This is a genomic window from Oceaniglobus ichthyenteri, assembly GCF_003057885.1.
GTDB classification, from domain to species: Bacteria; Pseudomonadota; Alphaproteobacteria; order Rhodobacterales; family Rhodobacteraceae; genus Oceaniglobus; species Oceaniglobus ichthyenteri.
The window spans coordinates 109459-134598 of the sequence record NZ_QAGK01000004.1 but is presented as its reverse complement, the minus strand read 5'-3'; the positions used below and the strand labels follow the sequence as shown (position 1 = coordinate 134598).

Genomic DNA, 25140 nt, shown 5'->3' with positions numbered 1-25140 from the left:
AACATAGGTCGAGGAGACCGCGCAGTGAACATCAACAAATCGCGCTGGGCGAAGTGTGTCGCCCTGACCGCGCTTGTGACTATCGTTGCAAGCTGCGGCTTGCCCCGATCCGGCCCCAGCAAACGCGAAATTTTCGAAGGCTCGGTGCAACGCTCGGGCGATGCCTTTGTCGTCACGGTCAACCAACGGGTCACGCGCGCGACATCGGTTGTGCCTGCTTTTGGCTTCTCCCAAGGGTTTTTGAAGGCCGGTATTGTCGGATCAGACACCATCGCGCCCGGCGACACCTTGGGCCTTACCATTTTCGAAAACGTCGATGATGGTCTTTTGGTGCCCGAAGGCGCGCCATCGGCCATATTGGAAGAGGTCCAGGTCGACGGCAGCGGATTTATCTTTGTCCCCTATGCCGGGCGGATCAGAGCCGCGGGCAATTCACCCGAAACCGTGCGCCGCCTGATTACCGAAAAGCTTGACAGTCAGACCCCCGATCCACAGGTTCAGGTGCGCCGGTTGGCGGGCGATGGCACCACCGTCAGCGTGACGGGCGGCGTTGGCGCGCAAGGGGTTTATGCGATTGAGCGGCCCACGCGCACCCTGTCGGCCATGCTGGCCCGGGCGGGCGGCGTTGTGATCCCGACCGAAATTGCCCAGGTGACCGTGATTCGTGGCGGGCAAAAAGGCAAGGTCTGGTTCGAAGATCTGTATCAGAACGCGATGCTTGATATTGCCCTGCGCGGCGGGGATCGGATTCTGGTGGAAGAAGATTCACGGTCTTTCACCGCATTGGGCGCGACAGGCACGCAGAACCGGGTCATTTTCGAATCCCAAAACATCAGCGCGATTGAGGCGCTTGCCCAGGTCGGCGGTCTTTCGACATCTCTCGCCGATCCGACAGGTGTGTTCGTGTTTCGCAATGAACCCGCTGAAATTGCCAATCAGGTGTTGGGCCGGTCAGATTTGCAAGGGGCACAGCGGATGGTCTACGTTCTTGATCTGACCGCACCGACAGGCATGTTCGAAGCGCGCGATTTCGCCATTCGCGATCAGGATACCGTGTACGTGACCGAGGCACCCTATGTGCAATGGACAAAAGTGCTGAGCGCGCTGACCGGCACCGTGTCAACCGTTGATGGGTTGACCTCAATCGGCAGTGAGTGACACAAATTACATGAACGATAACGCCGCCGTCGGGGAAACCCGGCGGCGGCTTTTTGTTTATAATGGCGGTTTTTTGACAAAAAAGCGCATCCGCCGGATGTTGGATCTGGCCGGATGGGATGTGCGATTGGGCAAACCGGGGTCGCAGGATTGGGTTGGTGTCTGGGGCAAATCCCCCACTGCGGGCCGGGGTGAAACCGTTGCCCGCGCCACCGCGTCACAGATTTTGACGGTTGAAGATGCCTTCTTACGCTCGGTCTTGCCGGGTCGGGCCGGTAGCCCGCCCTTGGGCCTGCATCTTGATACACGGGGCGCGCATTTTGATTGCGCGCAACCCTCTGATCTTGAACACCTTTTGGCCACTGCACCGCTGGATGACACGGCACTGTTGAACCGGGCGCGCGATGCTATCTCTCGGCTGCGCCGCGCGCATCTGAGTAAATATAATGCGTTTAACCCCGCCACACCCCTGCCTGACCCCGGGTATGTCTTAGTTATTGATCAAACACGGGGCGACGCATCGATAACCCATGGTGCGGGTTCTGAAACGCTGTTTGATGAAATGCTGGCCTTTGCACAAATCGAACATCCCGGTGCGAAAATCCTTTTGAAAACCCATCCGGAAACTCAGCAAGGGCACAGAAGAGGACATTATAGCGCATGCCACGAGGATTCGCGCACACGGCTTTATACTGATGCGATATCGCCTTGGGCGCTGCTTGAAGGTGCGATTGCGGTTTATACCGTGACCTCGCAACTGGGGTTCGAGGCGATCTTGGCAGGCCATAAACCGCGGGTGTTCGGACAACCGTTTTATGGTGGCTGGGGTTTAAGCCAGGATGAAAACCCCTGCCCCCGCCGCGAGCGGAAACTTACCCGCGCGCAACTGTTTGCCGCCGCGATGATCCTGTATCCCATCTGGTACAATCCATTTCGTGATGAGCTGTGCACACTGGAAACAGCGATTGACGTGCTTGAGGCCGAAACACGCGCCTGGCGCCAGGATCACCGGGGACATGTGGCCAGCGGCATGCGGTTATGGAAGCGCAAACCGCTGCAACAGGTTTTTGGCCGATACAAACCGCTGATCTTCGAAGATGACCCGCACCGCGCCAGCGCTTTGGCAAAAAATACCGGGCGCGGCCTGTTGGTTTGGGCTGGCAAGGAAGACACAGCCCACCATGGCGCAATCCTGCGGGTGGAGGATGGATTCTTGCGCTCACGCGGTCTGGGCGCAACGCTGATCCCGCCGCTTTCGTTGGTAGCAGACAATCTGGGGATCTATTATGACCCCAGCCGCCCCTCAAGGCTGGAGCAGATGATTGCAGAATCTTGCAGATTGACACCATCAGAAATCGAACATTCGCGGCGCATTATTGCCGATATAGCGACCTTGAAATTGTCTAAATACAACATTGGAGCCAAATCCCTGCCTGACTTGAAATCAGGGCACCGCATTCTGGTGCCCGGTCAGGTTGAAAACGATGCCTCGATCAAACGGGGGTGCACCCACTGCGTCACCAACCTTGATCTGCTTATGCAAACCCGCATCAATAATCCGGATGCGGTTATAATTTATAAACCCCATCCCGATGTCGAGGCTGGCCTCAGGGCGGGAAAGGTTGATCAGGCCACGGCGTTAGAACACGCCGATCATGTAATTACCGGGGCGGATTCAATCGTGTTGATCGAACAGGTGCAAGAAGTGTGGACCATGACCTCACTCTTGGGGTTTGAGGCCCTGCTCAGGCGGCGGCGCGTTACCACCCTGGGCGCGCCGTTTTACGCCGGCTGGGGCCTGACCCATGATCTGGGCGATGTTCCGGCACGGCGCACCGCCCGGCCCAGCCTTGAACAATTGGCCCATGCCGTATTGATCGGATATCCGCGATATTTCGATCCCGTTACCAAGATGCCCTGCCCGGTTGATGTGGTGATCGATCGGCTGGCGACAGGCACCGTGCCACGACCCGGCCCCGCAAACCGGTTACTTTCAAAACTGCAGGGGGTGTTGGCCAGCCGCGCGCACCTATGGCGCTGATGCCCATTCTGCCAACACATCGCCGCCCACGGGCGTCACCCGTTCCAGCAAAAATCGCGGCCCCTCTGGCAAACGGTTCAAACCCAAACCGCCCACAGATGGCCGCCCTTCGGCGCCCAGAGCCAGCCCTGCGGTGAAACCAATCAGCCGGTCAACCATCCCGGCGCGCAACAATGACGCCGCCAAACTGCCGCCGCCCTCGCAAAATACCCGAGTCAGCTCCGCCTCGGCCATTGCCTGCATGGCGGCCTTGGGTGTGAAATCAGCCAACGCAAAAGTTCGCGCGCCGATTGCCTGCCAAGGCGCGGGATCGGCATTGGGACCGTGGATCAACCACACCGGAACCTGATTGGCGGTGCGCGCCAGCCGCCCGTCCAACGGCAGGTTAAGCGATTCTGACATCACGACGCGCACAGGCTGGGCCACCTGGCCCAACCCCCTGACATCCAACATCGGGTCATCCGCCCGCGCTGTCCCGGCGCCGATCAATACCGCATCATGGGTCAGACGCATTCCGTGCACCGCACGCCGGGCCAATGGCCCGGTGATCCAGCGTGACTCACCCTGTGACGTGGCAATGCGGCCATCAAAACTACTGGCGAGTTTCAGCGTCAACATCGGGCGTAAATTATTGATACGGCTCAGGAAACCCGCCTGATCCCGCAGGGCGACATCCTGCATCACATCGGTTATTACCTCAACTCCGGCCGCGCGCAGCATGGCAAATCCGGCCCCTGCCACCCGCGGATCGGGGTCGCCCAATGCGCATACGACGCGGGTGATTCCGGCCTGTATCAACCCGGCGGCGCAGGGTGGCGTCTGCCCGTGATGGGCGCAAGGTTCAAGCGTGACATAGGCGGTCGCGCCCTGTGCGCGATGGCCTGCCTGTGCCAACGCCACAGTTTCCGCGTGGGGCCGCCCGCCCTTTTGAGTAAATCCGCGGCCAACAACGCGACCTTCCCTCACGATGATACAGCCGACCGCAGGGTTGGGCCATGTCTGCCCCAGCCCGCGCCGCCCAAGAGACAGAGCGTGAGCCATATGCCGCAAATCAGTGTCGTTCACGTTTCGGGGGGCAGATTTGGGCGCAGCTCGCTGACGAATTTATCAAAATCATCCGCCGCCTGAAAGTTTTTGTAAACGCTGGCAAACCGCACATAGGCCACGGTATCAATCCGCGCCAGGCTTTCCATCACGATTTCGCCAATCACTTTGGACGGGATATCGGTGTCGCCCAGAGATTCCAACCGGCGCACGATTCCACTGATCATCTGATCCATACGCTCAGGCTCGACCGGGCGTTTTTGCAAGGCGATACGGATCGACCGCTCCAATTTGTCACGGTCGAATTCTTCGCGCCGTCCGTTGGTTTTGATCACCACCAGATCGCGCAACTGTACCCGTTCATAGGTGGTGAACCGGCCGCCACAGGCCGGACAAAACCGCCGCCGACGGATGGCAACGTGATCTTCGGCAGGGCGCGAATCCTTCACCTGCGTGTCGATATTTCCGCAAAACGGGCAACGCATGTTGTCCTGGCCCCCTACTGCACTTGATCCACTGCCCTTATAGGCCAGCCGCGAAACCTTGGGTAGGGAAGAAAAACAACACCAGATATAGGTGTTGCGCAGGAGATTCAGTTTTGCATCGCCACCACCTGGCGCAGATGCGGCGCATCGCGATGTTCAAACAAATACAACCCCTGCCAACGGCCCAAAGCCATGCGCCCGCCGATCACCGGAATACCAAGGCTGACCGGCAAAAGCGCGGCCTTGATGTGGCCGGGCATATCATCGGGCCCCTCATAAGTATGGGTCAGATACCGCATGGCTGGATCTGTCGTCGGCGGAACAAGCCGGGAAAAAAACGCCTGCAAATCGATCTGAACTTCGGGATCTGCGTTTTCCTGAATCAACAGCGAACAGGACGTGTGGCGCACAAACAGCGTCAGCAGGCCGTCACCCAAAACCCAATCAGCGACCAGAGGCGTAAATTCAACCAACCCCTGCCCGGACGTTTGGATGTCAAAGATCGTGTGGCGCATGGTTACCTGAAAAGAAACGGGGACTCGTCACAAAGCGACCGGGCATGATTGATCGAAATGCCGCCCCCTCGCGTGCCAAATGTGGCCAAGCCGGTTTTGCTGGCCGCTTGACCCGGCGATAGGGAAAACGCGATTCCTTCACCCGATCGGCGCGGTGGCTCAGATGTGCGAAAAATCGTGACAGAGGGCGACAGGCCAAGCTGTTTTTGGGCATATTCACCCGCCGCGCACCAGAACGCCCGCGCACCGGATTTGCCACGATAGGGAACATAAAATCCATCGCCCTGTGGCTGAACGACCAAGCCATTACTGGCCAGATAAGCCGAGGCAGGTGCCGCGGTCAGGCCCACCGCAACCGCAAAAGGCAAAGCAAAAGACAGAATACGCATGTCGGCTCCTTCAATTCATACCACGAAAGTGGTGAGCCTGACGGCGACGATCAACCGCCGTGGCGTAATTGTGATCAGCGAAAAATATCGTCACCCTGCTGATCAACAAACATCTTTGCTTTTTTCAGCGAGGCTTCGGTGGCCGCTTCTGCACTGTCCAATGTATCTGCGCGGATCATTTTGTGAGACTGCAACGTCCCGTCAATCTGTTTTTCGATCCGCGCGCCGATCCGCCAGCGCCCACCGTCATTGACAGGCTCGGGGTAAATGGTGAAACCCGCGTGGGTTTCACCCTGTGGCGCGGCGGGCGCACCGCCGCCACCGCCAAACAATCGTGACCAAAGTGACATATCCGCCCCCTATTGATCGAGGAACGAGCGCAACTTGCGGCTGCGCGACGGATGCTTCAGCTTGCGCAGGGCCTTGGCCTCGATCTGGCGAATACGTTCGCGCGTCACGCTGAACTGCTGCCCCACCTCCTCCAACGTGTGGTCGGTGTTCATTCCAATGCCAAAACGCATGCGCAAAACCCGCTCTTCGCGGGGTGTCAGGCTGGCCAGAACGCGGGTTGTCGTTTCTTTCAGGTTTTCCTGAATCGCGCTGTCCAAAGGCAGGATCGCGTTCTTATCCTCAATGAAATCGCCAAGTTGGCTGTCTTCTTCATCACCAATCGGCGTTTCAAGTGAAATAGGCTCTTTGGCGATTTTCATCACCTTGCGCACTTTTTCCAAAGGCATCTGCAGCTTTTCTGCCAATTCCTCGGGCGTGGGTTCGCGGCCAATTTCGTGCAGCATCTGGCGACCGGTGCGCACCAGTTTGTTGATCGTTTCGATCATATGCACCGGAATGCGGATCGTGCGCGCCTGATCGGCAATCGAACGGGTGATCGCCTGACGGATCCACCACGTGGCATAAGTGCTGAATTTATAGCCGCGGCGATATTCAAATTTGTCGACCGCCTTCATCAGGCCGATGTTGCCTTCCTGAATAAGATCAAGGAATTGCAAACCGCGGTTGGTGTATTTTTTCGCGATCGAAATCACCAGACGCAAATTGGCTTCGACCATTTCCTTCTTGGCTTGGCGGGCTTCTTTTTCGCCTTTTTGAACCTGTTGCACGATCCGGCGGAATTCGCTGATATCAACGCCGACATATTGCCCGACCTGGGCCATTTCTCCGCGCAATTCCTCAACCTTGGGGGTGGATCGTTCGATGAACGCCTGCCAACCGCGGCCGGATTTTTCGGCCATCCGCTCCATCCAGGCGGGGTCAAGTTCGTAGCCGCGATAGGCCTCGATGAATTCACGGCGGTTGATGCGTGCCTGATCGGCCAGTTTCACAAGGCTTGAATCGATCGACATGATCTTGCGGTTAATGCCGTAAAGCTGATCAATCAGGGCCTCAATCCGGTTGTTGTGAAGATGAAGCTCATTCACCAACAACACGATTTCACTGCGCAATTTCTGATATTCTTCTTCGGCGCCCTTGGTAAAGCTGTTGTCTTCGTTCAGGGTTGCGGACATCCGCAAATCCTGCATCTCCGACAGCTTGGCATAGTCAAGCGCGATAACCTCAAGCATTTCAAGAACACGAGGTTTCAGCGCCGCTTCCATGGCGGCCAATGACATATTGGCCTGCTCATCATCATCATCATCGTCATCGGTTTTTGAAATCGGATTCCCGTCGGCATCCAACTCGGGCTTACTCTCATCGTCCTTTGTCGGCGTCGCGACATTGGCAACGTTCAATCCCGGCACAACCGGTTCGACACCGCCGTCTTCGTCCATCGAATTGCCGAAGGTGGTTTCCAGATCGATCACATCGCGCAACAAGATGTCTTCGTTCAACAATTCGTCGCGCCAGATCGTGATCGCCTGAAAGGTCAGCGGGCTTTCGCACAGGCCCAGGATCATCGTGTTGCGCCCGGCCTCGATCCGCTTGGCGATGGCGATTTCGCCTTCGCGGCTCAGCAGTTCGACCGAGCCCATTTCGCGCAAATACATGCGCACCGGGTCGTCGGTACGGTCCAGCTTTTCCGTTTCGGACCCGGCCAGAACGATATCGCGCGCGCCCTTGGTCGTGGCAAGTTCGGTCGAGCCTTTGGCCTCTTCTTCTTCGGCCTCTTCATCCTCGATGATATTGATGCCCATTTCCGACAGCATCGACATCACGTCTTCGATCTGTTCGGACGAAACCTGTTCGGGTGGCAAGACCTGATTAAGCTGATCGTATGTGATGTAGCCCTTCTCGCGGGCCTCGGCGATCATCTTCTTGACGGCGGCCTGGCTCATGTCCAGCATACCTTCGCTGTCCTGATCATCCTGCTTGTTCCGGTCGTCGGTGTCTTTGGCGGCCATGCGGCACTCCTTCCACAGCGAAGCGATTCGCGTCTCACCCGAATCATCTAGTGCGAATCGTCGATTCGCAACTAACTTAGCGTTATTTATTTACCGTTTTCTCACCGAGAGTCACGGCGTTACCCCGTTGTGTTGTCTTTGTTGATCTGTGCCAACAGCGAATCAAGCTTCAATCGCTCATTTCGGCTGATTCGGGCACCATTTGACCCCACTTCAAACTCTGTCTTGTCCTCGTTTTGCGCCCGTTCGGCCCGATTTCGCGCCTCGGCCGCCTGACTCAGGCGCCAGGTTGTTCCCTCATCCCCAACTGATTCGGCATCCCGTACCGCATCTTCGATTTCGCGGCGCGCGCCGCGCCTGGCGTGCAACTTGCTCAACTCTTCTGCGATACAGAGTGCAGCAATTTCATCATCGCCCGGACATCGGATGGCCGGACACAGGCTCACATGGCGTGGCTTGAACAGTTTTTCAAGTGGCGCAGTGCCAACAGAGTCGGCCACACGATCATACAACCTGTCGGTTTCCATGTGCCGCAACACCGCATCAGCGATCCGGCCATGATCCTGATCGATAAATTCAAAACGCTCCAACGCATCTTCAAACTGGGGAATAACATTGGGATGTGTCAACAAGATCGCCAAAATCACCGCCTCACGCAGGATTTCATCCATGGTCGAATCGCCCTGGGCCAATTGCGACGCCCGAGTGGTTGATGCCGCCGCCAACGGCGCGTTCTTTGGCTGCCATTTACGGCCCGGTTTGCGCGGATTGAACAGCGCCCAGCGTTTTTCCTTGATCGCGGCGCCATAATGGCTGCGAATATGCGGATCGGTGATTTTGGCAATGGCCGCGCGCAGGCTTTTATCCAATTTGGCACGCCGTTCGGGGCTGTCGAAAACGCCGCCTTCGGTTTCGCGTTGCCACAGCAATTCAACCATGGGCTGCGCGGTCCCCAACAGGGATTTCATTGCGCCAACGCCTTGATTTTTCAGAACATCATCAGGGTCCAACCCCTGTGGCATCAAACAAAATCTCAACCCCTTTCCGGCCTCCAGCACCGGCAAGGCCACATCGATCACGCGCATTGCCGCACGCAGGCCGGCGGTGTCACCGTCCAATGCGATGATCGGCTCGTCGGCGATCCGCCACATCAGGCGCAACTGGTCTTCAGTTACCGCCGTGCCCAAGGGTGCCACCGCCGCGCCAAACCCCGCCTCGGATAACGCGATCACGTCCATGTACCCCTCGGCCACGATCAACGGATGCCCCTTGCCAGCCGCCTCGCGGGCCGGGGCGAAATTGAACAGGCTGCGACCTTTGTCAAACAACGGCGTTTCCGGCGAATTCAGGTATTTGGCGTTATCGTCGGGGTCCATCGCACGACCACCGAATGCAATGGCGCGCCCTTGCGCATCGCGGATCGGAAACATGATCCGGTTGCGAAAGGTGTCATATGGCTTTTTGCCATTCTTCGAGGGCTTCGCAAGACCGACCTCAAGTATCATTTCAGGTTCGATCCCCTTGGCGATCAGGGCATCCCACAGGTTTTGCCAGCCTTTGGGGGCAAAACCGATTTGCCAGCGATCCTGCGCCGCCTCATCCAATCCCCGTCGCGCAAGATAATCGCGCGCCTCGTTTGCCTGCGCGGTTTTCATCTGAAGCCGGTAAAACTGTACCGCCTTCTCCATGACCTCCACCAATTGCACCCGCTTGTCGGCCTTTTCGCGCGCCTGCGGATCACGCGCCGGCATGGGCATTCCGGCCTCACCGGCCAGAATTTCGACAGCTTCCATAAAGCTGACATTTTCGGTGTCTTTTACAAAGGAAATCGCGTCGCCCTTGGCGTGGCAACCAAAGCAATAGTAAAACCCCTTGCGGTCATCCACATGAAAAGAAGGGCTTTTTTCGTGGTGGAACGGGCACGGCGCCCACATATCGCCTTTGCCTTGGTTTGATTTGCGCTGATCCCACACGACTTTGCGCCCGACCACCTGGGACAGGGAAACACGCGTTCGCAGTTCATCAAGGAATCCAGGAGGTAAGCTCATGCCTCTGATATTGGCCGAAACCAGACGACTGTCGAGTCTTGTAATCCCAATCGGCCCCCCTCCATCGCGGCTGATTGTGCTGGGGGATGGATTTCTTGGTTGGTGGTAAGAATTTGTAAAGATTCAGAACGCATCATGAACAGATCAAGATTGGTTTTACGAATGCTCCTCGGCCGCTGTTGCGGCCAGGGCCCGGTTATAGGCACGCAAGGCATCGACATGAAAAAGGGCTCCCAAAATCTCGGGCGCTTCCCCGGCGGCACCCGTTCGCACCACCGGCAGGAAAGGACGTGAGGTTTTATCAAACAACGGCAGTGCGGTTTTCAACGTCGCATTCGCCTCCACCATATGGCCTGCTTCGATGGCGGCCCAAATCGCGTCATCGGGCGCGGCACCCGCATCTTCGGGCCTGCGCATTACATTGGCAACCCGGAACATCCCCAAAAGATAGGCCTGCGGCCCGCGCGATACGGCAATATTTCGCCGCTCAAGCTGGGTCAGGAAAAACGAGCGATCAACCAGGCGCGACGCCAACGCCGTCGACAAGGACACCGCAACCATGACGGCCAAACCGGTTTGCCAGTCACCTGTCAGCTCAAAAACAATCAGCGTTGTCGAGATTGGCGCACCCAGAACCGCTGCCGCAACGGCCCCCATCCCCGCAAGGGCGTACAAGGTTTCAGACCCGCTGTTGTCAGGGAAAATCGAGGTTGCGATCAAACCAAAGGCAAGGCCGGTCAGCGCCCCCACCATCAAAGAAGGAGAAAATACCCCCCCGCCCATACGCCCCCCCATGGTAACCGCAACGGCAACGGTTTTGATCACGGCAAATACAATCGCCTCGTGCAGCAAAAGATTGCCGGTCAACGCGAGCGAGGTCGTTTCATAGCCAACGCCGATGATATGGGGAAAGACAATTGCGATTGCCCCCAAAACCGCCCCAGCAAACATCGGGCGTAGCGCGCGGTGCAGTTTGATTTTGGCCTGAATTTCTGACGACAGTTTGTCGGCCCAGAAAATCGCGCGCATGAACACGACGGCAACCAAGCCACAAACAAGACCAAGGATCAGAAATGCCGGCAATTCGACGTAAAACGCCAAAATACCATCGGTTCCCAGCGAAAATTCCGTTACATCGCCAAAGGCTAGCCTGTTGATGACCGTTCCCGCCGCCGATGCGATGACAATGGGCGCAAAGGCATTGACGGCGAAATGGCGCAGCACCACCTCAAGCGCGAAAAGCGCACCGGCGATCGGGGCGTTGAAACTGGCCGAAACCGCCGCCGCCACCGCACAGCCCAACAGGTTGCGCCCGGTTATACCATCCGCTTTGATGAAATTGCTCGTCCAACTGGATATAACCGCCGCCAGATGCACAACGGGCCCTTCGCGCCCCGTCGATCCACCGGTTGACAGGGTTACCAACGATGCGACAGCACTGGCCAATCCCGCGCGCTTTTCCACCCGCCCGTCATACAGCGCCGCCCCCTCGATCACATCGGCAACGGCACGCACACGGCCATCATCGGTGAACCGATCCAAAATGACCCCCACGATCAGCCCGCCAATAATCGGAATGATCAGGATCCAATACCACTCCAGCCCGCGGGCGAATGTATGGATCAGCAAAACATCGTCTGTGCCGTACACCGTTGATTGCAGCCACGTGATACCCTTGCGAAACAAAAGTGCCGCAAATCCAGCCGCAATGCCGACCATCAAGGCAATGAACCAGAATTGAATCTGCCCGGGGCCCTGCCGCCGCAAAACCTTCCAACCGCGCCCCAGCGCGGCCGAGGTCAGGGTCAGCTGCCCACCGGGTGACCAAGCCGACGGTTTTGGCGGCCTGGTCATGCCCAATCCCGTTTCTCTTTCGTGGCGCGGATCTTCCTCACAAAGGCCCCCGATTAACCTGCCTTGAACATTCGCCGTACAGCCCTGATCCGTTGATCCCCGGTACGTTGCGATTTACCGACCTTGTTACGGGATAGATCCAGTGGCTGAAAGCGTCATATCTCCTGCCATCTTTAATCCAAGTAGATCACCCCTGTGTGTACAGTCGGTTCGTTGGCCGATCTGCAATCATAAATGCGCCTTGCCGCCACACCTCCGATCAGATAGCCACGTCGGCTTTCGATGGGGGCTACTATGAACACTTTGGGCATTGATTTCGGTACGTCCAATTCCGCTTGCGGTGTTTTGGTTCACGGGCGTCCACAGCTTATTGAAATTGAATCGGGCAAAAGCACCATGCCGACATCGGTGTTCTTTGATTTTGATACCCGGCGCACGTTGTTCGGCACGGCCGCCAATCACGCGTTGATTGATGGCGCCGAAGGACGTTTCATGCGGGCGTTAAAATCGGTTCTGGGCACGTCTTTGATGCGCGAGCGGCGGAAAATCATCAATGAAACGCTTGATTTCATTGATATTATTGCCCGATTTCTTGCTCAGATGAAATCCGCCGCAGAACGGGCCTGTCAGACCGAATTCACCCACGCCTTGTCTGGCCGGCCGGTTCATTTTCATAGTGGAAATGCAGCCAAAGATGCGCAGGCATTGACAGATTTGCGGGAATGTTATCTTCGTGCGGGATTTACCGATGTCGCCTTCCTGTTTGAGCCAGAGGCAGCCGCCCTGGCAAATGGGGCAACGGACGGCGCGTTGGGATTGATCGTGGATATCGGTGGCGGGACGTCGGATTTTACCTTGTTTCGCGGCGCGCAGATTTTGGCCAGCCACGGTGTTCGCATTGGTGGAACCAATTTCGACAAGTCGCTCAGCCTTAATCATGTGATGCCCTTATTGGGCGCGGGCGGCATGTTGCGCAACGCATTTGGCGATGGCGTTCTGCCCGCCCCGGTGGGACTGTGGCAAGATCTGGCGACTTGGGAAAAAATCCCGTTTCTGTACGCCGCGAAAACCAGGCGCGATGTGGCGGCGATGGCACGCCAGGCGGTCGATTCCTCACCATTCCAACGACTGCAAGATGTGCTGGAGATGGAAACGGGTCACGATATCGCGTTTGCGGTTGAGCGCGGTAAGATCGCCGCCAACGACAGCGAAGGAACCATCGACTTGGGCGTGATCGAACCCCAACTTTCGATTCCTGTTTCACAAGAGGATTTGAACCTCACGTTGCGAGATCTGACGTCAGACATACGCACCGCCGCGCAGGACACCTGCACCCTTGGCAAGGTGGACGTGGCTGATGTGGAGCAGATCGTTTTTGTGGGTGGATCGAGCCTTTTGGGCGGTATCACCCAATCAATGTCAGATTTGTTTCCAAAGGCGATCCAAAAACGCTCTGATCCATTCACCGGCGTTGTTGACGGGCTGGCAATTGCTTCGGCCAAGGCATTTTAGACTTTCAGTTATCGAACAATTACCAGGATTGTATCCAAGGTATTCTGCGTCAAAATTACACAAATCGAACAATATTACCCAGTCAACAATTTCGCCGCTGCGCCGCGTGCTTCGTCTGTTACGATATCACCCGACAGCATCCGCGCGATCTCATCCACACGCTGTGCCGCGTTCAACGGGATCACATTCGATGTGGTCACATCGTTCAAGACTGACTTTTCCACACGCCAATGATGCTGTCCCAAAGCCGCAACTTGGGGCGAATGGGTTACCACCAAAACCTGCTGTCCCTGGGCCAATGCCGACAATCGACGCCCAACTGCATCTGCTGTCGCGCCCCCCACACCGCGATCAATTTCATCAAAAATTAACGATAGTCCGGTATCACTTCGGGTGAGACAAACCTTCAGCGCTAATAAAAAACGCGAAAGTTCGCCGCCTGATGCGATCTTTCCCAGTGGCCCTGAAGGCGCGCCGGGGTTGGTGGCAACTGTAAAATCGACAGCGTCGCTGCCATCGGCACCGGGACTGACAGGAGTAATGCGTGTGACAAAAACCGCCCGTTCCATTTTTAGCGGCGCAAGCTCTGCTGACATTGCCGCGTCCAGGCGCGCTGCGGCAGCGACACGCAAATCGGTCAAACTTTTGGCTGCGGTTTCATATTCGGCCTCGGCCTGCTGTACCTTCTTTGTCAGGCGCGACAGATCCGCCTCGCCCGCGTCAAGCGCAGTCAGACGCGCCCGCAACCCATCGGCAAATGCCGAAAGCTCATCGGCGAGAATGCCATGTTTACGGGCCAAACCACGGATCGCGAACAACCGCTCTTCGGTCAATTCCAATGCGTGAGGATCGAAATCCAACGCATCCAGACAAACCAACACGCCCTGCTCGGCTTCGGCCAATTCATGCAAGGCGCGGGTCAACGCCTCGAGCGGTTCATCCAAAAGACCGTCGGCCTGCCCCGCCGCCGCATCGAGCCATCGCGCAGCATCGGTCATCTGCCCTTCTGCGCCATCGGCACCGATGGCACGGACTGCGTTCAGGATGCCCTCACGGATCTTCTCGGCACCTTGCATCCGACGCCGCTCGGCATCCAATGTGGCCTCTTCTCCAGGGGCGGGTGACAGGGCGTCCAACTCTTCAACCGCGTGACGCAGATACTCTTCCTCGGCGCGCGCGGCATCTATGGCGGCCTGTGCTTCGGCCAACTCCTTTCGCGCGGCTGACCAGTTTCGCCAAGCCGCGCGCGTTGCGGCCAGCGGCAAATCATTACCCGCAAATTGATCAAGTAGGGTCATATGCCCGCGCGGATTTAATAATCCACGATCATCATGTTGCCCGTGAAGTTCAACCAAAGTGTCCGACAGGGCCCGCAGCACTTCGCCGCTGGTGCGGCGGTCGTTCACAAAGGCGGTTTTTCGCCCATCAGCCGTGTTTATGCGCCGCAAGATCAGCTCATCCGAAACCGGGAATCCGGCCTCTTCCAGAATTGTGCGCGCTGGATGTTGCGGCGACAGATCAAACCAGGCGGTCACCTCGCCCTGCTTTGCGCCCTGCCGCACCAATTCGGCCCGCCCCCGCCAACCCAGGACAAACCCCAGCGAATCCAACAAAATGGATTTACCTGCCCCAGTTTCACCTGTCAGCACGTTCAGACCCGGCTGGAACATCAATTCCAGCCGGTCAATCAACAACATATCCCGAATATCAAGCCCGCGCAGCATGTGCCTGCCTTTGTAGGATGGGGTTAGCCCACCATCCCGGTTAGAGCCATTCGCCCTGTATCACCTGACGATAAACGTTGCGCAACCACCCCGACCCTGCAGGTTCAAGGGTCAAGCCGCGGCCAGTGAGCAAGGCGAAACTATCCTGATACCACTCGGTCGATTGAAAGTTATGGCCCAGAATCGCACCCGCCGTCCGTGCCTCATCCTCCAGCCCAAGGGATAAATATCCCTCAACCAAACGATGCAATGCTTCGGGCGTGTGAGTGGTGGTTTGAAATTGCTCTACCACAACCCGAAAGCGGTTGATTGACGCGCTGTAATGCTTGCGCTTCAGATAATAGCGGCCAATCTCCATCTCTTTCGCGGCCAAATGATCGAATGCAAGATCGAATTTAAGGATCGAAGACCGCGCATATTCGCTATCGGGGTATTTTTCGATCACATCGCGCATGCTTTGCAGCGCTTGAAAGGTCAGCCCCTGATCACGGCCCACATCATCGATCTGATCATAATATGACAATGCCATCAAATATTGCGCATAAGCGGCATCTTCATCGGCGGGATAAAAGTCAAGAAACCGCTGCGCTGATGACCGCGACGCCTCGTAGTCACGATCGCGGTGATAGGCGAACGCCTGCATGATCAACGCGCGTTTGGCCCATTCAGAATAGGGATAAAGCCGCTCAACCTCGCCGAAATAGCGCGCAGCCTCATCCGGTTTTTTGGTCTCCAGCTCAAATTCTGCGCGTTTATAGATATCTTCGGCTGAAAAGCTCTCCAGCGGCTGTTCCCGCGTGGTGAAAAAATCTCCACACCCGGTCAGCATCATCGCCAATGTGGCCGCGGCAATGATCCGATGCCGTCCCGTGTCTAACCCCATGCCATATCCTCCGACGTCGCCCCATCCGTTACGGGCGCTTGCACTCTTAACGGGTGGTCTAGCATATTAAAACACGGTGCAAAACGTCTTTTGGCGCAGTTTCTATTGGACGTGCGGTGCATCATCGCGCGACAGGCCCGCACCGGGCAAACGGGCGATCATTGCCGCGTCACAAGTGACCATGCGACACGCCTGTGACCGGGCAAACAGCGCCCGCAACAGCGCATTCGTCATCGCATGACCGGCGCGATATCCGGTGTAGCGGCCCAAGATCGGCGCACCAGCCAAAGCCAAATCACCCAATGCATCCAACATCTTATGGCGCACTGCCTCGTCCGCGTGGCGCAATCCACCGGGCGACAAAACCTCGGCCCCATCAACCACCACGGCGTTTTCCAAGGTTCCGCCCAAGGCCAATCCATTGGCGCGCATCGCCTCAACATCCGATTGGCGACAGAAGGTGCGACTGTCACACAGCTCATGCACAAATGTCCCGTTGGCCATGTTCAGGCTTTTGTCCTGCGTCCCTATGGCGGCATCAGGAAAGGAAATGTGAAAATCCATCTCAAGCGATTTCGCCGGGGACAGGCGGGCAAATGCATCGCCGTTGCGCACCTCAACCGTTTCCAGAATCTGCAAGGCGCGAATGGGGGCATCAAGGCGGCGCAGACCTTTTGCCAAAATGCCGGCGACGAAAGGCGCGGAAGATCCGTCAAGAATGGGCACTTCTGGCCCATCCAGTTCGATCAACAGGTTTTGAATGCCACACCCAGCGACAGCCGCCATGATGTGTTCAATGGTCGAAACGGTTGCGCCGCTGGCATTGCGGATTCGGGTACACAGTTGCGAAGGTTCAACCGCATCCCAATGGGCCGGGATCAATCCATCGCGCGCGCCCAGATCAGTACGTTGAAACCAGATACCGAATTCGGCCGATGCCGGGCGCAGAGTCATGCGCACCGGTTTACCCGAATGCAGGCCAAGGCCCGTAAAGGTCACTGCTGCCTTCAATGTCGTTTGCATGATCCGCCTCGTCTGTTTGATCACCGGTGCAACGCCCGGTGTTGCATTGAGGTAATCACGGGGCAGGAATTAGACAATTCAATCTTTGTAACGGTCTGAAACATAGAAAGACAAACGTTACAGAAAACTGCCGACATATCAGCGATAGAAGCCTAAGCCGTTGTATGAAAAGAAAAAAGGCCAGCGATTGCTGGCCTTTTCCCGAAAAGTTGTGACGTGGCGTCAGTTCGCCTGGCGCCGCAAAAACGCCGGAATTTCAATCCGTTCCTGATCGGGCGACATGTCTTCAGGCTCGGCGATGCGGTTGACTTGCGGCTGTTCCCGACGCGGGGCGGATTGCGCCGCACCACGTTCGCCGCCGCCATCCTGATGGCCGGTCATCCGATTGATCAACGAATTGATCCCGAAACGTGGACGATCCGCAGCGGCGGCCGGTGCTGGCGCCGCCCGTTGTGGCGCGGCACCGGGGCGTTGCTGACCGGGCTGGCCAGGTGTGCGGTGAACCGCCGCCTGCAAACGCGCCATCGCTTCGGGTGACGGGGTGCCAGGGCGCGGCGCCTGAGGTGCAACAAAGGTTTCGGCCGATTGCTCGGGCTCGATGCGCGGCTGAAACGCGGCGGGTTGCGGGCGATAGGCCGGGGGCGGCACATCGTCTTCGACCACTTCCATGGGTTCACCGAACAGATCCTGATCGTCCTGCCGGGGCGGATTCATATCGGCAAAGAAATCATCGATTTCATCTTCAACCGGCTCGGGCTGAACCGGGGCAACGCGGGCCACCTGTTGAACCGGGGCGGGTTTCGGCGCAGCGGGGGCGGGTGCCGGGGCTGCTGCGGCTTCTTCCATCGATGTGGCCTGGCGCAGGGGTTCGGCCATGCGGCGGCGCGGCACGGGAATGTCATGCACCGCTTCGGTGGCATCAATTCCAGTCGCCACAACAGAAACGCGCATGCGCCCTTCCATCATTTCATCCAGGGTTGAACCGACGATGATGTTCGCTTCGGGGTCCACTTCCTCGCGGATGCGGTTGGCGGCTTCGTCCAGTTCGAACAGGGTCAGGTCATGCCCGCCTGTTACATTAATCAAAACGCCCTTGGCGCCACGCAGGCTGATTTCATCCAGCAGCGGGTTGGCGATGGCCTTTTCGGCGGCCATGATGGCGCGATCTTCGCCCTCACCTTCGCCGGTGCCCATCATTGCTTTGCCCATTTCGTCCATCACGGCGCGCACGTCGGCAAAATCAAGGTTGATCAGGCCCGGGCGCACCATCAGATCGGTCACGCCTTTCACGCCCTGATACAGCACATCGTCGGCCATGCTGAACGCTTCGGTAAATGTGGTTTTTTCATTCGCCAGACGAAACAGGTTCTGGTTTGGAATGATGATCAGCGTATCGACCATTTTCTGAAGCGCCTCAACCCCTTCTTCGGCCTGCTTCATCCGCTTGGCGCCTTCAAACTGGAAGGGCTTTGTCACCACGCCAACGGTCAGAACACCCAGTTCGCGCGCGGCCTGTGCAATGATTGGCGCGGCCCCGGTGCCGGTGCCCCCGCCCATGCCGGCCGTGATGAAACACATATGCGCACCGGCCAGATGATCGACGATTTCCTCGATGCTTTCTTCGGCGGCGGCGGCCCCGACGGACGGACGCGCACCGGCACCCAGACCTTCGGTCACTTTCACACCCATCTGCACCTTGGCTGGTGCGGTGGATTGCTGCAGGGCCTGCGCATCGGTGTTCGCCACGACGAATTCGACCCCGTCCAACTGTTTGGCGATCATGTTGTTAACGGCATTGCCGCCCGCCCCGCCGACACCGAAAACGGTGATCCGCGGCTTCAATTCTTCCTGAGATGGCATCATGAGGTTGAGTGTCATTGGGTCTGTCCGCCTGTTCTGATCCCGTTTTCGGGGTTTACTGCCGTTGTTTTCATTGATTCTAACGTTTCCATCCTGCGGCGTCACCCTAAAACCACAAATTTGCCACAAAAATTCTTCGTTTTTTGGGGGTAGTCAGCGGCATTTTGCCAATTACGCCCATTCTTGCGATCACCAATTGTCTTTGAACCATTTCACCGCCCGTTTTAACGACCGCGAAGGATAGCGATCGGCGGGCATTTCGAAATCCCACCACTCATCCTGGGGGTGTGCCGCAAACAGGCACAGGCCCACTGCGCTGGCAAATCCCGCACCCGTGGCGGCCTGTGGCAATCCCTGCACCCGCAAGGGCCGCCCGATCCGCACCTGTTGGCCCAGAATTTTCGGGGCCAGCCCATCAAGCCCGGGAATTTGCGAGGCACCGCCGGTCAGCACGATTTGTTGGCTGGGCAGGTGCTCAAACCCGGCCCCATCCAGCCGCGCGCGCACTTCTTCCAGAATCTCTTCGACGCGGGGGCGCATGATGCCGATCAGTTCGGCGCGCGAAACGGTACGGCGGTCCAGTTCCCAATCGCCGGTCTCACCCCCGATTTCGATCAGATCGCGGTCGTCCATCCCGGTGGCAACAACGCCGCCATGAACGGTTTTCAACCGTTCGGCCACGGCCAGCGGCACCTGCAATCCCTTGGAGATATCCGATGTCACCTGATCGCCGCCCATGGCCACGGTATCGGCATAAATCATGTGCTTTTTCATGAATATCGACAGACCCGTGGCACCGCCGCCCATATCGACACAGGCGGCACCCAATTCCTGTTCATCTTCGACCAGCGATGATATTCCGCTGACATAGGCCGACGAGGCCAGACCGGCCAACTCCAGATCACAGCGTTTGATACAATAGAGCAGGTTCGAAATCACGTTGCCATCAACGGTCAGCAGATGCATGTCACAGGCCAGTTGATTACCGATCTGCCCGCGCGGGTCTGACATGCCGCTGCGATGATCCAGCGCGAAATTCACCGGCTGGGCGTGCAACACTTCGCGCCCTTCGCCAAAATCGGGCACATCACAGGCGGCCATCACCCGTGCCACATCCTGTTCGGTAACGTTTGTGTGCTCAACCTCGATCTGTCCGGCCAATCCATAGGATCGCGGCGCGCCGCCCGCCAGACAGGCGATCACATGATCCACCCGCACATTCGCCATCTTCTGCGCCGCCTGCACGGCTGTTCTGATGGCGCGCTCGGTCTCTTGCATTGCGTCGATTTCACCAAACCGCACGCCGCGCGACCGGGTGGTTGCCGCGCCGATTACCCGGAAACTGCTTTGCCCCGCCAATGACCCCACGCCATCGCCGCCATCAAACCCTTCGGGGCCATCAAACCGCAAGACGAGACAGGCGATTTTTGATGTGCCCACGTCAAGAATGGCAATCACCCCGCGTTGCATCGCGGCCTTGCGCATGGACCGCATCGCACGCTGGGATTCATAGAGGTCTTTCATCTAGTCAACTCCCAGTTCTTTCAATCTTACAAGGCGCAGGCTGTCTGCCGCGCTTTCGCCCAGGCGCACCGTGGGGCGGTTTTTGTTCCGCATATCCACGGACACCACATCACGGGCCAACAAATCTTGTGCCTCGTCCAGGGCCAACACCTGCTCCAAGGCCGGAACCGGGTCAATTTCGGGCAACAGAATGCGCTGATCATCGTCCAGCACCACATCCCAACGCCGCTCACCCACCCGCACCAATCCGCGCAGCCGGGTCGCCAGCGGATAGGCCGCAGCCATGATTGCCACGCCCTCTTCCACCGCTTTTTGCGCACCCACACCCGCAATCAGGGGCAGATCCGGGCGCGCCGCACGATTGGCCAAGGGCGCAACCCGGTGGCCTTCGATATCCAGAAGATCGAGCGTTTCATCATTGCGCCAAATCGCAACCGGCGTGCGTTCCTGAACGGAAATCTGCAAGACGCCGCCGGGCCGCACCCGCAGATCGGCCTTGGCCACGGCATCCAGCGCGCTGACCTCGCGCAACATTTGCGGCAGATCGAGATCAAAGGAAGACATCGGAAAATCAACCGGCAGAGCTTCGCGGATATCTTCGGCGACACCGGGCGATGCGCCGTCGATCGCCATCAGCTTGACCATAAATTCCGGGCGGTCGCGCACCTTGGCCTTGACGTTTTCCACCATCAACGACAGCGCATCGCGCCGCGTCTGATCCGAGAGGTAAAGACCCACCGCCAACGACACGCAAAACACCGGCACCCCGACCCAAAGAAGGCGGCGAAACGCCGGTGTCAGCAGCAACCGCTCCATCCGATAGGCCAGCCGCGAGGGCGCGGGATCACGGCGCGGGCTTATCTGTTGCATGACGCGTCCTCAACCATCCAGGCGCAGAGTTTGCCAAAGGAAATGCCGCAAAACGCAGCCTGTTCGGGGGCCAAAGATGTGGGGGTCATGCCCGGTTGGGTGTTTGTTTCCAACAGGATCAACCCATCTACACCGCGCGTTTCATCCCATCGAAAATCGGTGCGGCTGACACCGCGACAGCCCAGCGCATCATGGGCGCGCAAGGCATAATCCAGACATTTGGCGTGAATTTCGGCAGGCACATCGGCGGGCAAGACATGGCGCGATCCGCCCGGTTTGTATTTCGCATCGTAATCATACCAGCCATCAACAATGATATCGGTCACGGTCAGGGCCCTGTCGCCCATCACCGTGGTGGTCAATTCCCGCCCCGGCGCAAACCGCTCCACCATCACCCATTCGGGCATATCGGGGGACAATTGCGGCGGACCGTTCGCGGCCTCGTGCACCAGATAGACGCCCACCGATGACCCCTCGTTATAGGGTTTCACAACATAGGGCGGGTCCATCACATGAGAGGCGCGCACATGTTTGGCCTGCGCCAAAAGCGACGCCACCACCGGCAATCCGGCCTTGCGAAACGCATCCTTGCTGCGCTCTTTGTCCATCGCAAGGGCCGAGGCCAAAACCCCCGAATGGGTATAGGGCAGGCCCAGCCATTCCAACATCCCCTGCACACAGCCGTCTTCGCCCCAGCGGCCATGCAGGGCGTTGAACACGACATCGGGTTTGAGTTCACTCAGACGTGCGGGCAAATCGCGGCCCGCATCCACGGTGACCACGTTGAATCCTTCATCCCGCAGTGCGGCGGCACATTCATGCCCCGACGATAATGACACCTCGCGCTCTGCCGAGGGTCCGCCCATCAATACCACAACTTTGGGATCTGTCCTGCTCGACACACCCACTGATTTTGCCTCACATGGCCTTTTCGGCCACTATTGGCCCATTTCGGCCATTGGTTTTCGTTATTAGCTGCCTTTTTTATCCGCGTTAGCCTCACCAACGCGCATAATTTCCCACTCTAGACGAATCCCGCTATTTTGAAAGACCTTTTCGCGCACTTCTTCGCCTAAACCTTCCAGATCGGCGGCGGTGGCCTGATCGGCATTCACCAGAAAATTCGGGTGTTTGGGCGACATCTGCGCCCCACCCCGCCTATGGCCGCGCAAACCGGCGTTTTCGATCACCTTCCAGGCTTTCAAATCATGGGTATCATCGGCCTGTCCAGTGCTGGAAAACCCGGCCGGGTTGCGAAATGTGCTACCGGCGGTGCGGTCTTTTGTTGGCTGGGTGGCATCGCGTTTGGCCAACTGGTCGGCCATCCGGGCGTGCAACGTTTCGGGATCGCCCGGCGCGCCGTGAAACCGCGCCTCAACCAACACCGCGCCGTCGGGCAAAGATGATTGGCGATAGGCGAATTTCATATCCTCCGGGCTCAGGTCGAGCATCTTACCCTGGCGCGAAATTGCCGTGGCGCCGATGAAATGATCGGCCACATAGCTGCCATAGCATCCGGCATTCATCCGCACGGCACCGCCAATCGCCCCCGGAATCGTGCGCAGAAACGTCAGATCCACCCCCGCATCCGCCGCACGGCGCGCCACATGGGCATCCAGCGCGGCGGCCCCGGCGGTAACCGTGGTGCCATCAATGGCGATGCTGTTGAACCCGCGCCCCAGGCGGATCACCACTGCGCGCATGCCGCCATCGCGCACGATCAGGTTACTGCCCACACCCATGGGAAACACCGCAATCGCCGGATCAAGCGCGGCCAGAAAGGATTGCAAATCGTCGCGATCCGCAGGTTGAAACAGCCAATCCGCCGGCCCGCCGACGCGCAGCCAGGTCAGATCGGCCAAGGGGCGGTTGGGGGTCAAGGTGCCGCGTGGGGTGGGAATATCCATGGTAAAACGCTTATGACAGGCGGGTGAACATGCGCTTCACCCTGAGAAACAAAATTCGCAGCGGCCAGCGCAAAACTGACGCGCCACCGGCCATCACCAACAGCGCCACCCATGGGCCGTGTTGCAAACACACATAGCCCAGGATCGGAATGCCAGTGGCAATCAACCCGAACGCCAAGGGGCGATGGCCGCGATTGCTGGGCAGGATCGCACCAACATTTGCGATGATAAACCACAGGCAGGTCAGGATTAACGAAACGCTCATTCCATGCCCCCGCCGCCCTTGGCGTTAATCACCGCACCCACACCCTGTCCAATGAGAAACGCCATCAGGCTGGGAAACGCCAGCCATGTCATGCGCGTTTCATTTTCGACCAGCAGCGCCGGATCATCGGCCATGCCCGCAATCACGCCAAGGGCGATATATGCCGTCACCGCCAGCGCCGCCAACAGGCGCACCGCTGCAAAGGGCCAGCGCAATCCCGACCACAGGCCAAATCCCAGGGTAATCCCCGGCATATACAGGGCCAAATCCACCCTAGCCTTGTTCCAGCCGCGCAGGCAGGCCGTTGGCCCAGGCGCTGATTGTACCGGCGCCAAGACATACCACCATGTCACCGGGGCGCGCCTGTTCGCGCACCAAACGCTCCAGATCATCCTCGGAATGGATGGCGCGGGCGTGGCGGTGGCCATGGCGGATCAGCCCGGTCACCAGATCGTCGCGCCCTGCCCCCTCGATCGGGTCTTCGCCCGCGGCAAAGACCTCGGCAATCGCCACCACGTCGGCCTCATTAAAGCAGGCGCAGAAATCATCGAACAACGAATGCAGCCGCGAATAGCGGTGCGGCTGATGCACGGCAATCACCCGCCCTTCGCAAGATTGGCGCGCCGCCTTGAGAACGGCGGCAATTTCCACCGGGTGATGGCCGTAATCATCAATGATGGTTACACCATTAACCTCTCCGACTTTCGTAAACCGCCGGTTAACGCCGCCAAAATTCGCCAAGGCCGCGCGAATTTGATCGGGTTTCATCCCCAGATGCCGCGCCACGGCCACAGCAGACAAGGCATTGCTGACGTTATGATCGCCCGGCATCGGCAGGGTGCAATCCTCGATCACGATATCTTCGGCCTGAAGCGCGATATCGAAATGCGCCGCCCCGCCCTTGTAGGTCAGGTTGATCGCGCGCACATCGGCCTGAGCGTTGAACCCGAATGTCACAACACGCCGGTCGGTCAATCGGCCCACAAGCGCCTGAACCTCGGGGTGGTCGGTGCAACACACCGCCAGACCATAGAACGGAATATTGCCGACAAAATCATCAAACCCTTTGCGCAGGGTATCGAAATCGCCCCAATGTTCCATATGTTCGGGGTCGATATTGGTGACAATGGCGATGGTGGCGGGCAGACGGTTGAACGTGCCGTCGGATTCATCCGCCTCAACCACCATCCATTCGCCCTGCCCCATGCGCGCATTGCTGCCATAGGCGTGGATGATGCCGCCATTGATGACGGTCGGGTCAATGCCGCCTTCATCCAGCAGGGCGGCAACCATGGTTGTGGTGGTTGTTTTGCCATGGGTGCCGGCCACGGCGATGTTGGATTTCAGGCGCATCAGCTCGGCCAACATTTCGGCGCGCCGCACCACGGGCAGGCCTTGTAACCGGGCGGCGTCCAATTCCGGATTGCCCTTTTTGATTGCCGATGAAATCACCACAACTTCGGCGTTTTCCAGATTTTCGGCGCGTTGCCCGACAAAGATCGTCGCGCCCAATTCGGCCAACCGGTCGGTGATCTTGCTCGCCTTCAGATCAGAGCCTTGAACCGTATAACCGTGGTTCAACAACACCTCGGCGATGCCCGACATGCCAATTCCGCCGATCCCGACAAAGTGGATTGGCCCCATTTCCGTGGGCAGTTTTGTGGCATTCATCATCTGGTCT

22 protein-coding genes are annotated in these 25140 nt (G+C 58.2%); 3 read left to right on the top strand and 19 right to left on the bottom strand.

Features of this window, described 5'->3' with window-relative positions:
* Positions 1-24: 24 nt before the first annotated feature.
* Both C8265_RS07930 and C8265_RS07925 read left to right on the top strand, forming a co-directional pair.
* Complete coding sequence (locus C8265_RS07930; RefSeq protein ID WP_240611014.1) at positions 25-1158, top strand: polysaccharide biosynthesis/export family protein; 1134 nt, start codon at positions 25-27, stop codon at positions 1156-1158.
* A gap of 10 nt (positions 1159-1168) precedes the next feature.
* Positions 1169-3199: a capsular polysaccharide biosynthesis protein gene (locus C8265_RS07925; RefSeq protein ID WP_108483465.1), complete on the top strand. Its 2031-nt coding sequence runs from the start codon at positions 1169-1171 to the stop codon at positions 3197-3199.
* Here the strand turns inward: C8265_RS07925 and ribD are convergent.
* The 8 genes from ribD to C8265_RS07885 form a co-directional block, all read right to left on the bottom strand.
* The gene (ribD, locus tag C8265_RS07920) at positions 3188-4240 is read right to left on the bottom strand and encodes a bifunctional diaminohydroxyphosphoribosylaminopyrimidine deaminase/5-amino-6-(5-phosphoribosylamino)uracil reductase RibD (protein ID WP_108483626.1); all 1053 of its coding nucleotides are present in this window, start codon (positions 4238-4240) and stop codon (positions 3188-3190) included. The genes C8265_RS07925 and ribD overlap by 12 nt on opposite strands.
* Before the next feature lie 20 nt (positions 4241-4260).
* On the bottom strand, positions 4261-4728 hold the full coding sequence (nrdR, locus tag C8265_RS07915) for a transcriptional regulator NrdR (protein ID WP_108483464.1): 468 nt from the start codon (positions 4726-4728) through the stop codon (positions 4261-4263).
* A 107-nt stretch (positions 4729-4835) separates the two neighbouring features.
* Positions 4836-5243 carry a secondary thiamine-phosphate synthase enzyme YjbQ gene (locus C8265_RS07910; protein WP_108483463.1) on the bottom strand — a complete coding sequence of 136 codons (408 nt, stop codon included), beginning with the start codon at positions 5241-5243 and terminating at the stop codon, positions 4836-4838.
* A gap of 2 nt (positions 5244-5245) precedes the next feature.
* Positions 5246-5632, bottom strand: a complete 387-nt coding sequence (locus C8265_RS07905) for a hypothetical protein (protein WP_108483462.1) — start codon at positions 5630-5632, stop codon at positions 5246-5248.
* Positions 5633-5706: 74 nt separating this feature from the next.
* On the bottom strand, positions 5707-5982 hold the full coding sequence (locus tag C8265_RS07900; RefSeq protein WP_108483461.1) for an HlyU family transcriptional regulator: 276 nt from the start codon (positions 5980-5982) through the stop codon (positions 5707-5709).
* 9 nt (positions 5983-5991) lie between these two features.
* The gene (gene rpoD, locus C8265_RS07895) at positions 5992-7989 is read right to left on the bottom strand and encodes an RNA polymerase sigma factor RpoD (RefSeq protein WP_108483460.1); all 1998 of its coding nucleotides are present in this window, start codon (positions 7987-7989) and stop codon (positions 5992-5994) included.
* Between the two features lie 119 nt (positions 7990-8108).
* Positions 8109-10037, bottom strand: a complete 1929-nt coding sequence (gene dnaG, locus C8265_RS07890) for a DNA primase (protein ID WP_108483459.1) — start codon at positions 10035-10037, stop codon at positions 8109-8111.
* A 156-nt stretch (positions 10038-10193) separates the two neighbouring features.
* Positions 10194-11891, bottom strand: a complete 1698-nt coding sequence (locus C8265_RS07885) for a chloride channel protein (protein ID WP_108483458.1) — start codon at positions 11889-11891, stop codon at positions 10194-10196.
* Between the two features lie 294 nt (positions 11892-12185).
* On the opposite strand from C8265_RS07885, the gene C8265_RS07880 reads away from it, so the two are divergent.
* A complete protein-coding gene (locus C8265_RS07880) occupies positions 12186-13403 on the top strand; it encodes an Hsp70 family protein (RefSeq protein WP_240611013.1) in 1218 nt (405 codons plus the stop codon).
* 74 nt (positions 13404-13477) lie between these two features.
* On the opposite strand, the gene recN is transcribed toward C8265_RS07880, so the two are convergent.
* From recN to murC, 11 genes are all read right to left on the bottom strand, one after another.
* Positions 13478-15127 (bottom strand): DNA repair protein RecN, encoded by a 1650-nt coding sequence (recN, locus tag C8265_RS07875; protein ID WP_108483456.1) that lies wholly within the window; start codon positions 15125-15127, stop codon positions 13478-13480.
* A 40-nt stretch (positions 15128-15167) separates the two neighbouring features.
* Positions 15168-16010: an outer membrane protein assembly factor BamD gene (locus C8265_RS07870; protein WP_108483455.1), complete on the bottom strand. Its 843-nt coding sequence runs from the start codon at positions 16008-16010 to the stop codon at positions 15168-15170.
* 102 nt (positions 16011-16112) lie between these two features.
* Positions 16113-17033: a UDP-3-O-acyl-N-acetylglucosamine deacetylase gene (gene lpxC / locus C8265_RS07865; protein WP_108483454.1), complete on the bottom strand. Its 921-nt coding sequence runs from the start codon at positions 17031-17033 to the stop codon at positions 16113-16115.
* 222 nt (positions 17034-17255) lie between these two features.
* On the bottom strand, positions 17256-18911 hold the full coding sequence (gene ftsZ, locus C8265_RS07860; RefSeq protein WP_108483453.1) for a cell division protein FtsZ: 1656 nt from the start codon (positions 18909-18911) through the stop codon (positions 17256-17258).
* Between the two features lie 171 nt (positions 18912-19082).
* Positions 19083-20417 (bottom strand): cell division protein FtsA, encoded by a 1335-nt coding sequence (gene ftsA, locus C8265_RS07855; protein ID WP_108483452.1) that lies wholly within the window; start codon positions 20415-20417, stop codon positions 19083-19085.
* A complete protein-coding gene (locus C8265_RS07850; protein ID WP_108483451.1) occupies positions 20418-21287 on the bottom strand; it encodes a cell division protein FtsQ/DivIB in 870 nt (289 codons plus the stop codon).
* A complete protein-coding gene (locus tag C8265_RS07845) occupies positions 21275-22195 on the bottom strand; it encodes a D-alanine--D-alanine ligase (protein WP_108483450.1) in 921 nt (306 codons plus the stop codon). The genes C8265_RS07850 and C8265_RS07845 overlap by 13 nt, the downstream gene beginning before the upstream one ends.
* A 63-nt stretch (positions 22196-22258) precedes the next feature.
* Entirely contained in the window at positions 22259-23194 is a 936-nt protein-coding gene (gene murB, locus C8265_RS07840) for a UDP-N-acetylmuramate dehydrogenase (RefSeq protein WP_108483449.1), read from the bottom strand.
* A 10-nt stretch (positions 23195-23204) separates the two neighbouring features.
* On the bottom strand, positions 23205-23459 hold the full coding sequence (locus C8265_RS07835; protein ID WP_108483448.1) for a DUF2484 family protein: 255 nt from the start codon (positions 23457-23459) through the stop codon (positions 23205-23207).
* Complete coding sequence (locus C8265_RS07830; RefSeq protein ID WP_126623154.1) at positions 23456-23725, bottom strand: hypothetical protein; 270 nt, start codon at positions 23723-23725, stop codon at positions 23456-23458. The genes C8265_RS07835 and C8265_RS07830 overlap by 4 nt, the downstream gene beginning before the upstream one ends.
* A 7-nt stretch (positions 23726-23732) precedes the next feature.
* A complete protein-coding gene (gene murC, locus C8265_RS07825; RefSeq protein ID WP_108483625.1) occupies positions 23733-25133 on the bottom strand; it encodes a UDP-N-acetylmuramate--L-alanine ligase in 1401 nt (466 codons plus the stop codon).
* Positions 25134-25140: the final 7 nt, after the last annotated feature.

Bases quoted from the DNA above. Each gene is read 5' to 3' on its own strand.
- C8265_RS07925 (WP_108483465.1), top strand. From the start codon at position 1,169: ATGAACGATAACGCCGCCGTCGGGGAAACCCGGCGGCGGCTTTTTGTT.
- ribD (WP_108483626.1), bottom strand. From the start codon at position 4,240: ATGGCTCACGCTCTGTCTCTTGGGCGGCGCGGGCTGGGGCAGACATGG.
- nrdR (WP_108483464.1), bottom strand. From the start codon at position 4,728: ATGCGTTGCCCGTTTTGCGGAAATATCGACACGCAGGTGAAGGATTCG.
- C8265_RS07910 (WP_108483463.1), bottom strand. From the start codon at position 5,243: ATGCGCCACACGATCTTTGACATCCAAACGTCCGGGCAGGGGTTGGTT.
- C8265_RS07905 (WP_108483462.1), bottom strand. From the start codon at position 5,632: ATGCGTATTCTGTCTTTTGCTTTGCCTTTTGCGGTTGCGGTGGGCCTG.
- C8265_RS07900 (WP_108483461.1), bottom strand. From the start codon at position 5,982: ATGTCACTTTGGTCACGATTGTTTGGCGGTGGCGGCGGTGCGCCCGCC.
- rpoD (WP_108483460.1), bottom strand. From the start codon at position 7,989: ATGGCCGCCAAAGACACCGACGACCGGAACAAGCAGGATGATCAGGAC.
- dnaG (WP_108483459.1), bottom strand. From the start codon at position 10,037: ATGAGCTTACCTCCTGGATTCCTTGATGAACTGCGAACGCGTGTTTCC.
- C8265_RS07885 (WP_108483458.1), bottom strand. From the start codon at position 11,891: ATGACCAGGCCGCCAAAACCGTCGGCTTGGTCACCCGGTGGGCAGCTG.
- C8265_RS07880 (WP_240611013.1), top strand. From the start codon at position 12,186: ATGAACACTTTGGGCATTGATTTCGGTACGTCCAATTCCGCTTGCGGT.
- recN (WP_108483456.1), bottom strand. From the start codon at position 15,127: ATGCTGCGCGGGCTTGATATTCGGGATATGTTGTTGATTGACCGGCTG.
- C8265_RS07870 (WP_108483455.1), bottom strand. From the start codon at position 16,010: ATGGGGTTAGACACGGGACGGCATCGGATCATTGCCGCGGCCACATTG.
- lpxC (WP_108483454.1), bottom strand. From the start codon at position 17,033: ATGCAAACGACATTGAAGGCAGCAGTGACCTTTACGGGCCTTGGCCTG.
- ftsZ (WP_108483453.1), bottom strand. From the start codon at position 18,911: ATGACACTCAACCTCATGATGCCATCTCAGGAAGAATTGAAGCCGCGG.
- ftsA (WP_108483452.1), bottom strand. From the start codon at position 20,417: ATGAAAGACCTCTATGAATCCCAGCGTGCGATGCGGTCCATGCGCAAG.
- C8265_RS07850 (WP_108483451.1), bottom strand. From the start codon at position 21,287: ATGCAACAGATAAGCCCGCGCCGTGATCCCGCGCCCTCGCGGCTGGCC.
- murB (WP_108483449.1), bottom strand. From the start codon at position 23,194: ATGGATATTCCCACCCCACGCGGCACCTTGACCCCCAACCGCCCCTTG.
- C8265_RS07835 (WP_108483448.1), bottom strand. From the start codon at position 23,459: ATGAGCGTTTCGTTAATCCTGACCTGCCTGTGGTTTATCATCGCAAAT.
- murC (WP_108483625.1), bottom strand. From the start codon at position 25,133: ATGATGAATGCCACAAAACTGCCCACGGAAATGGGGCCAATCCACTTT.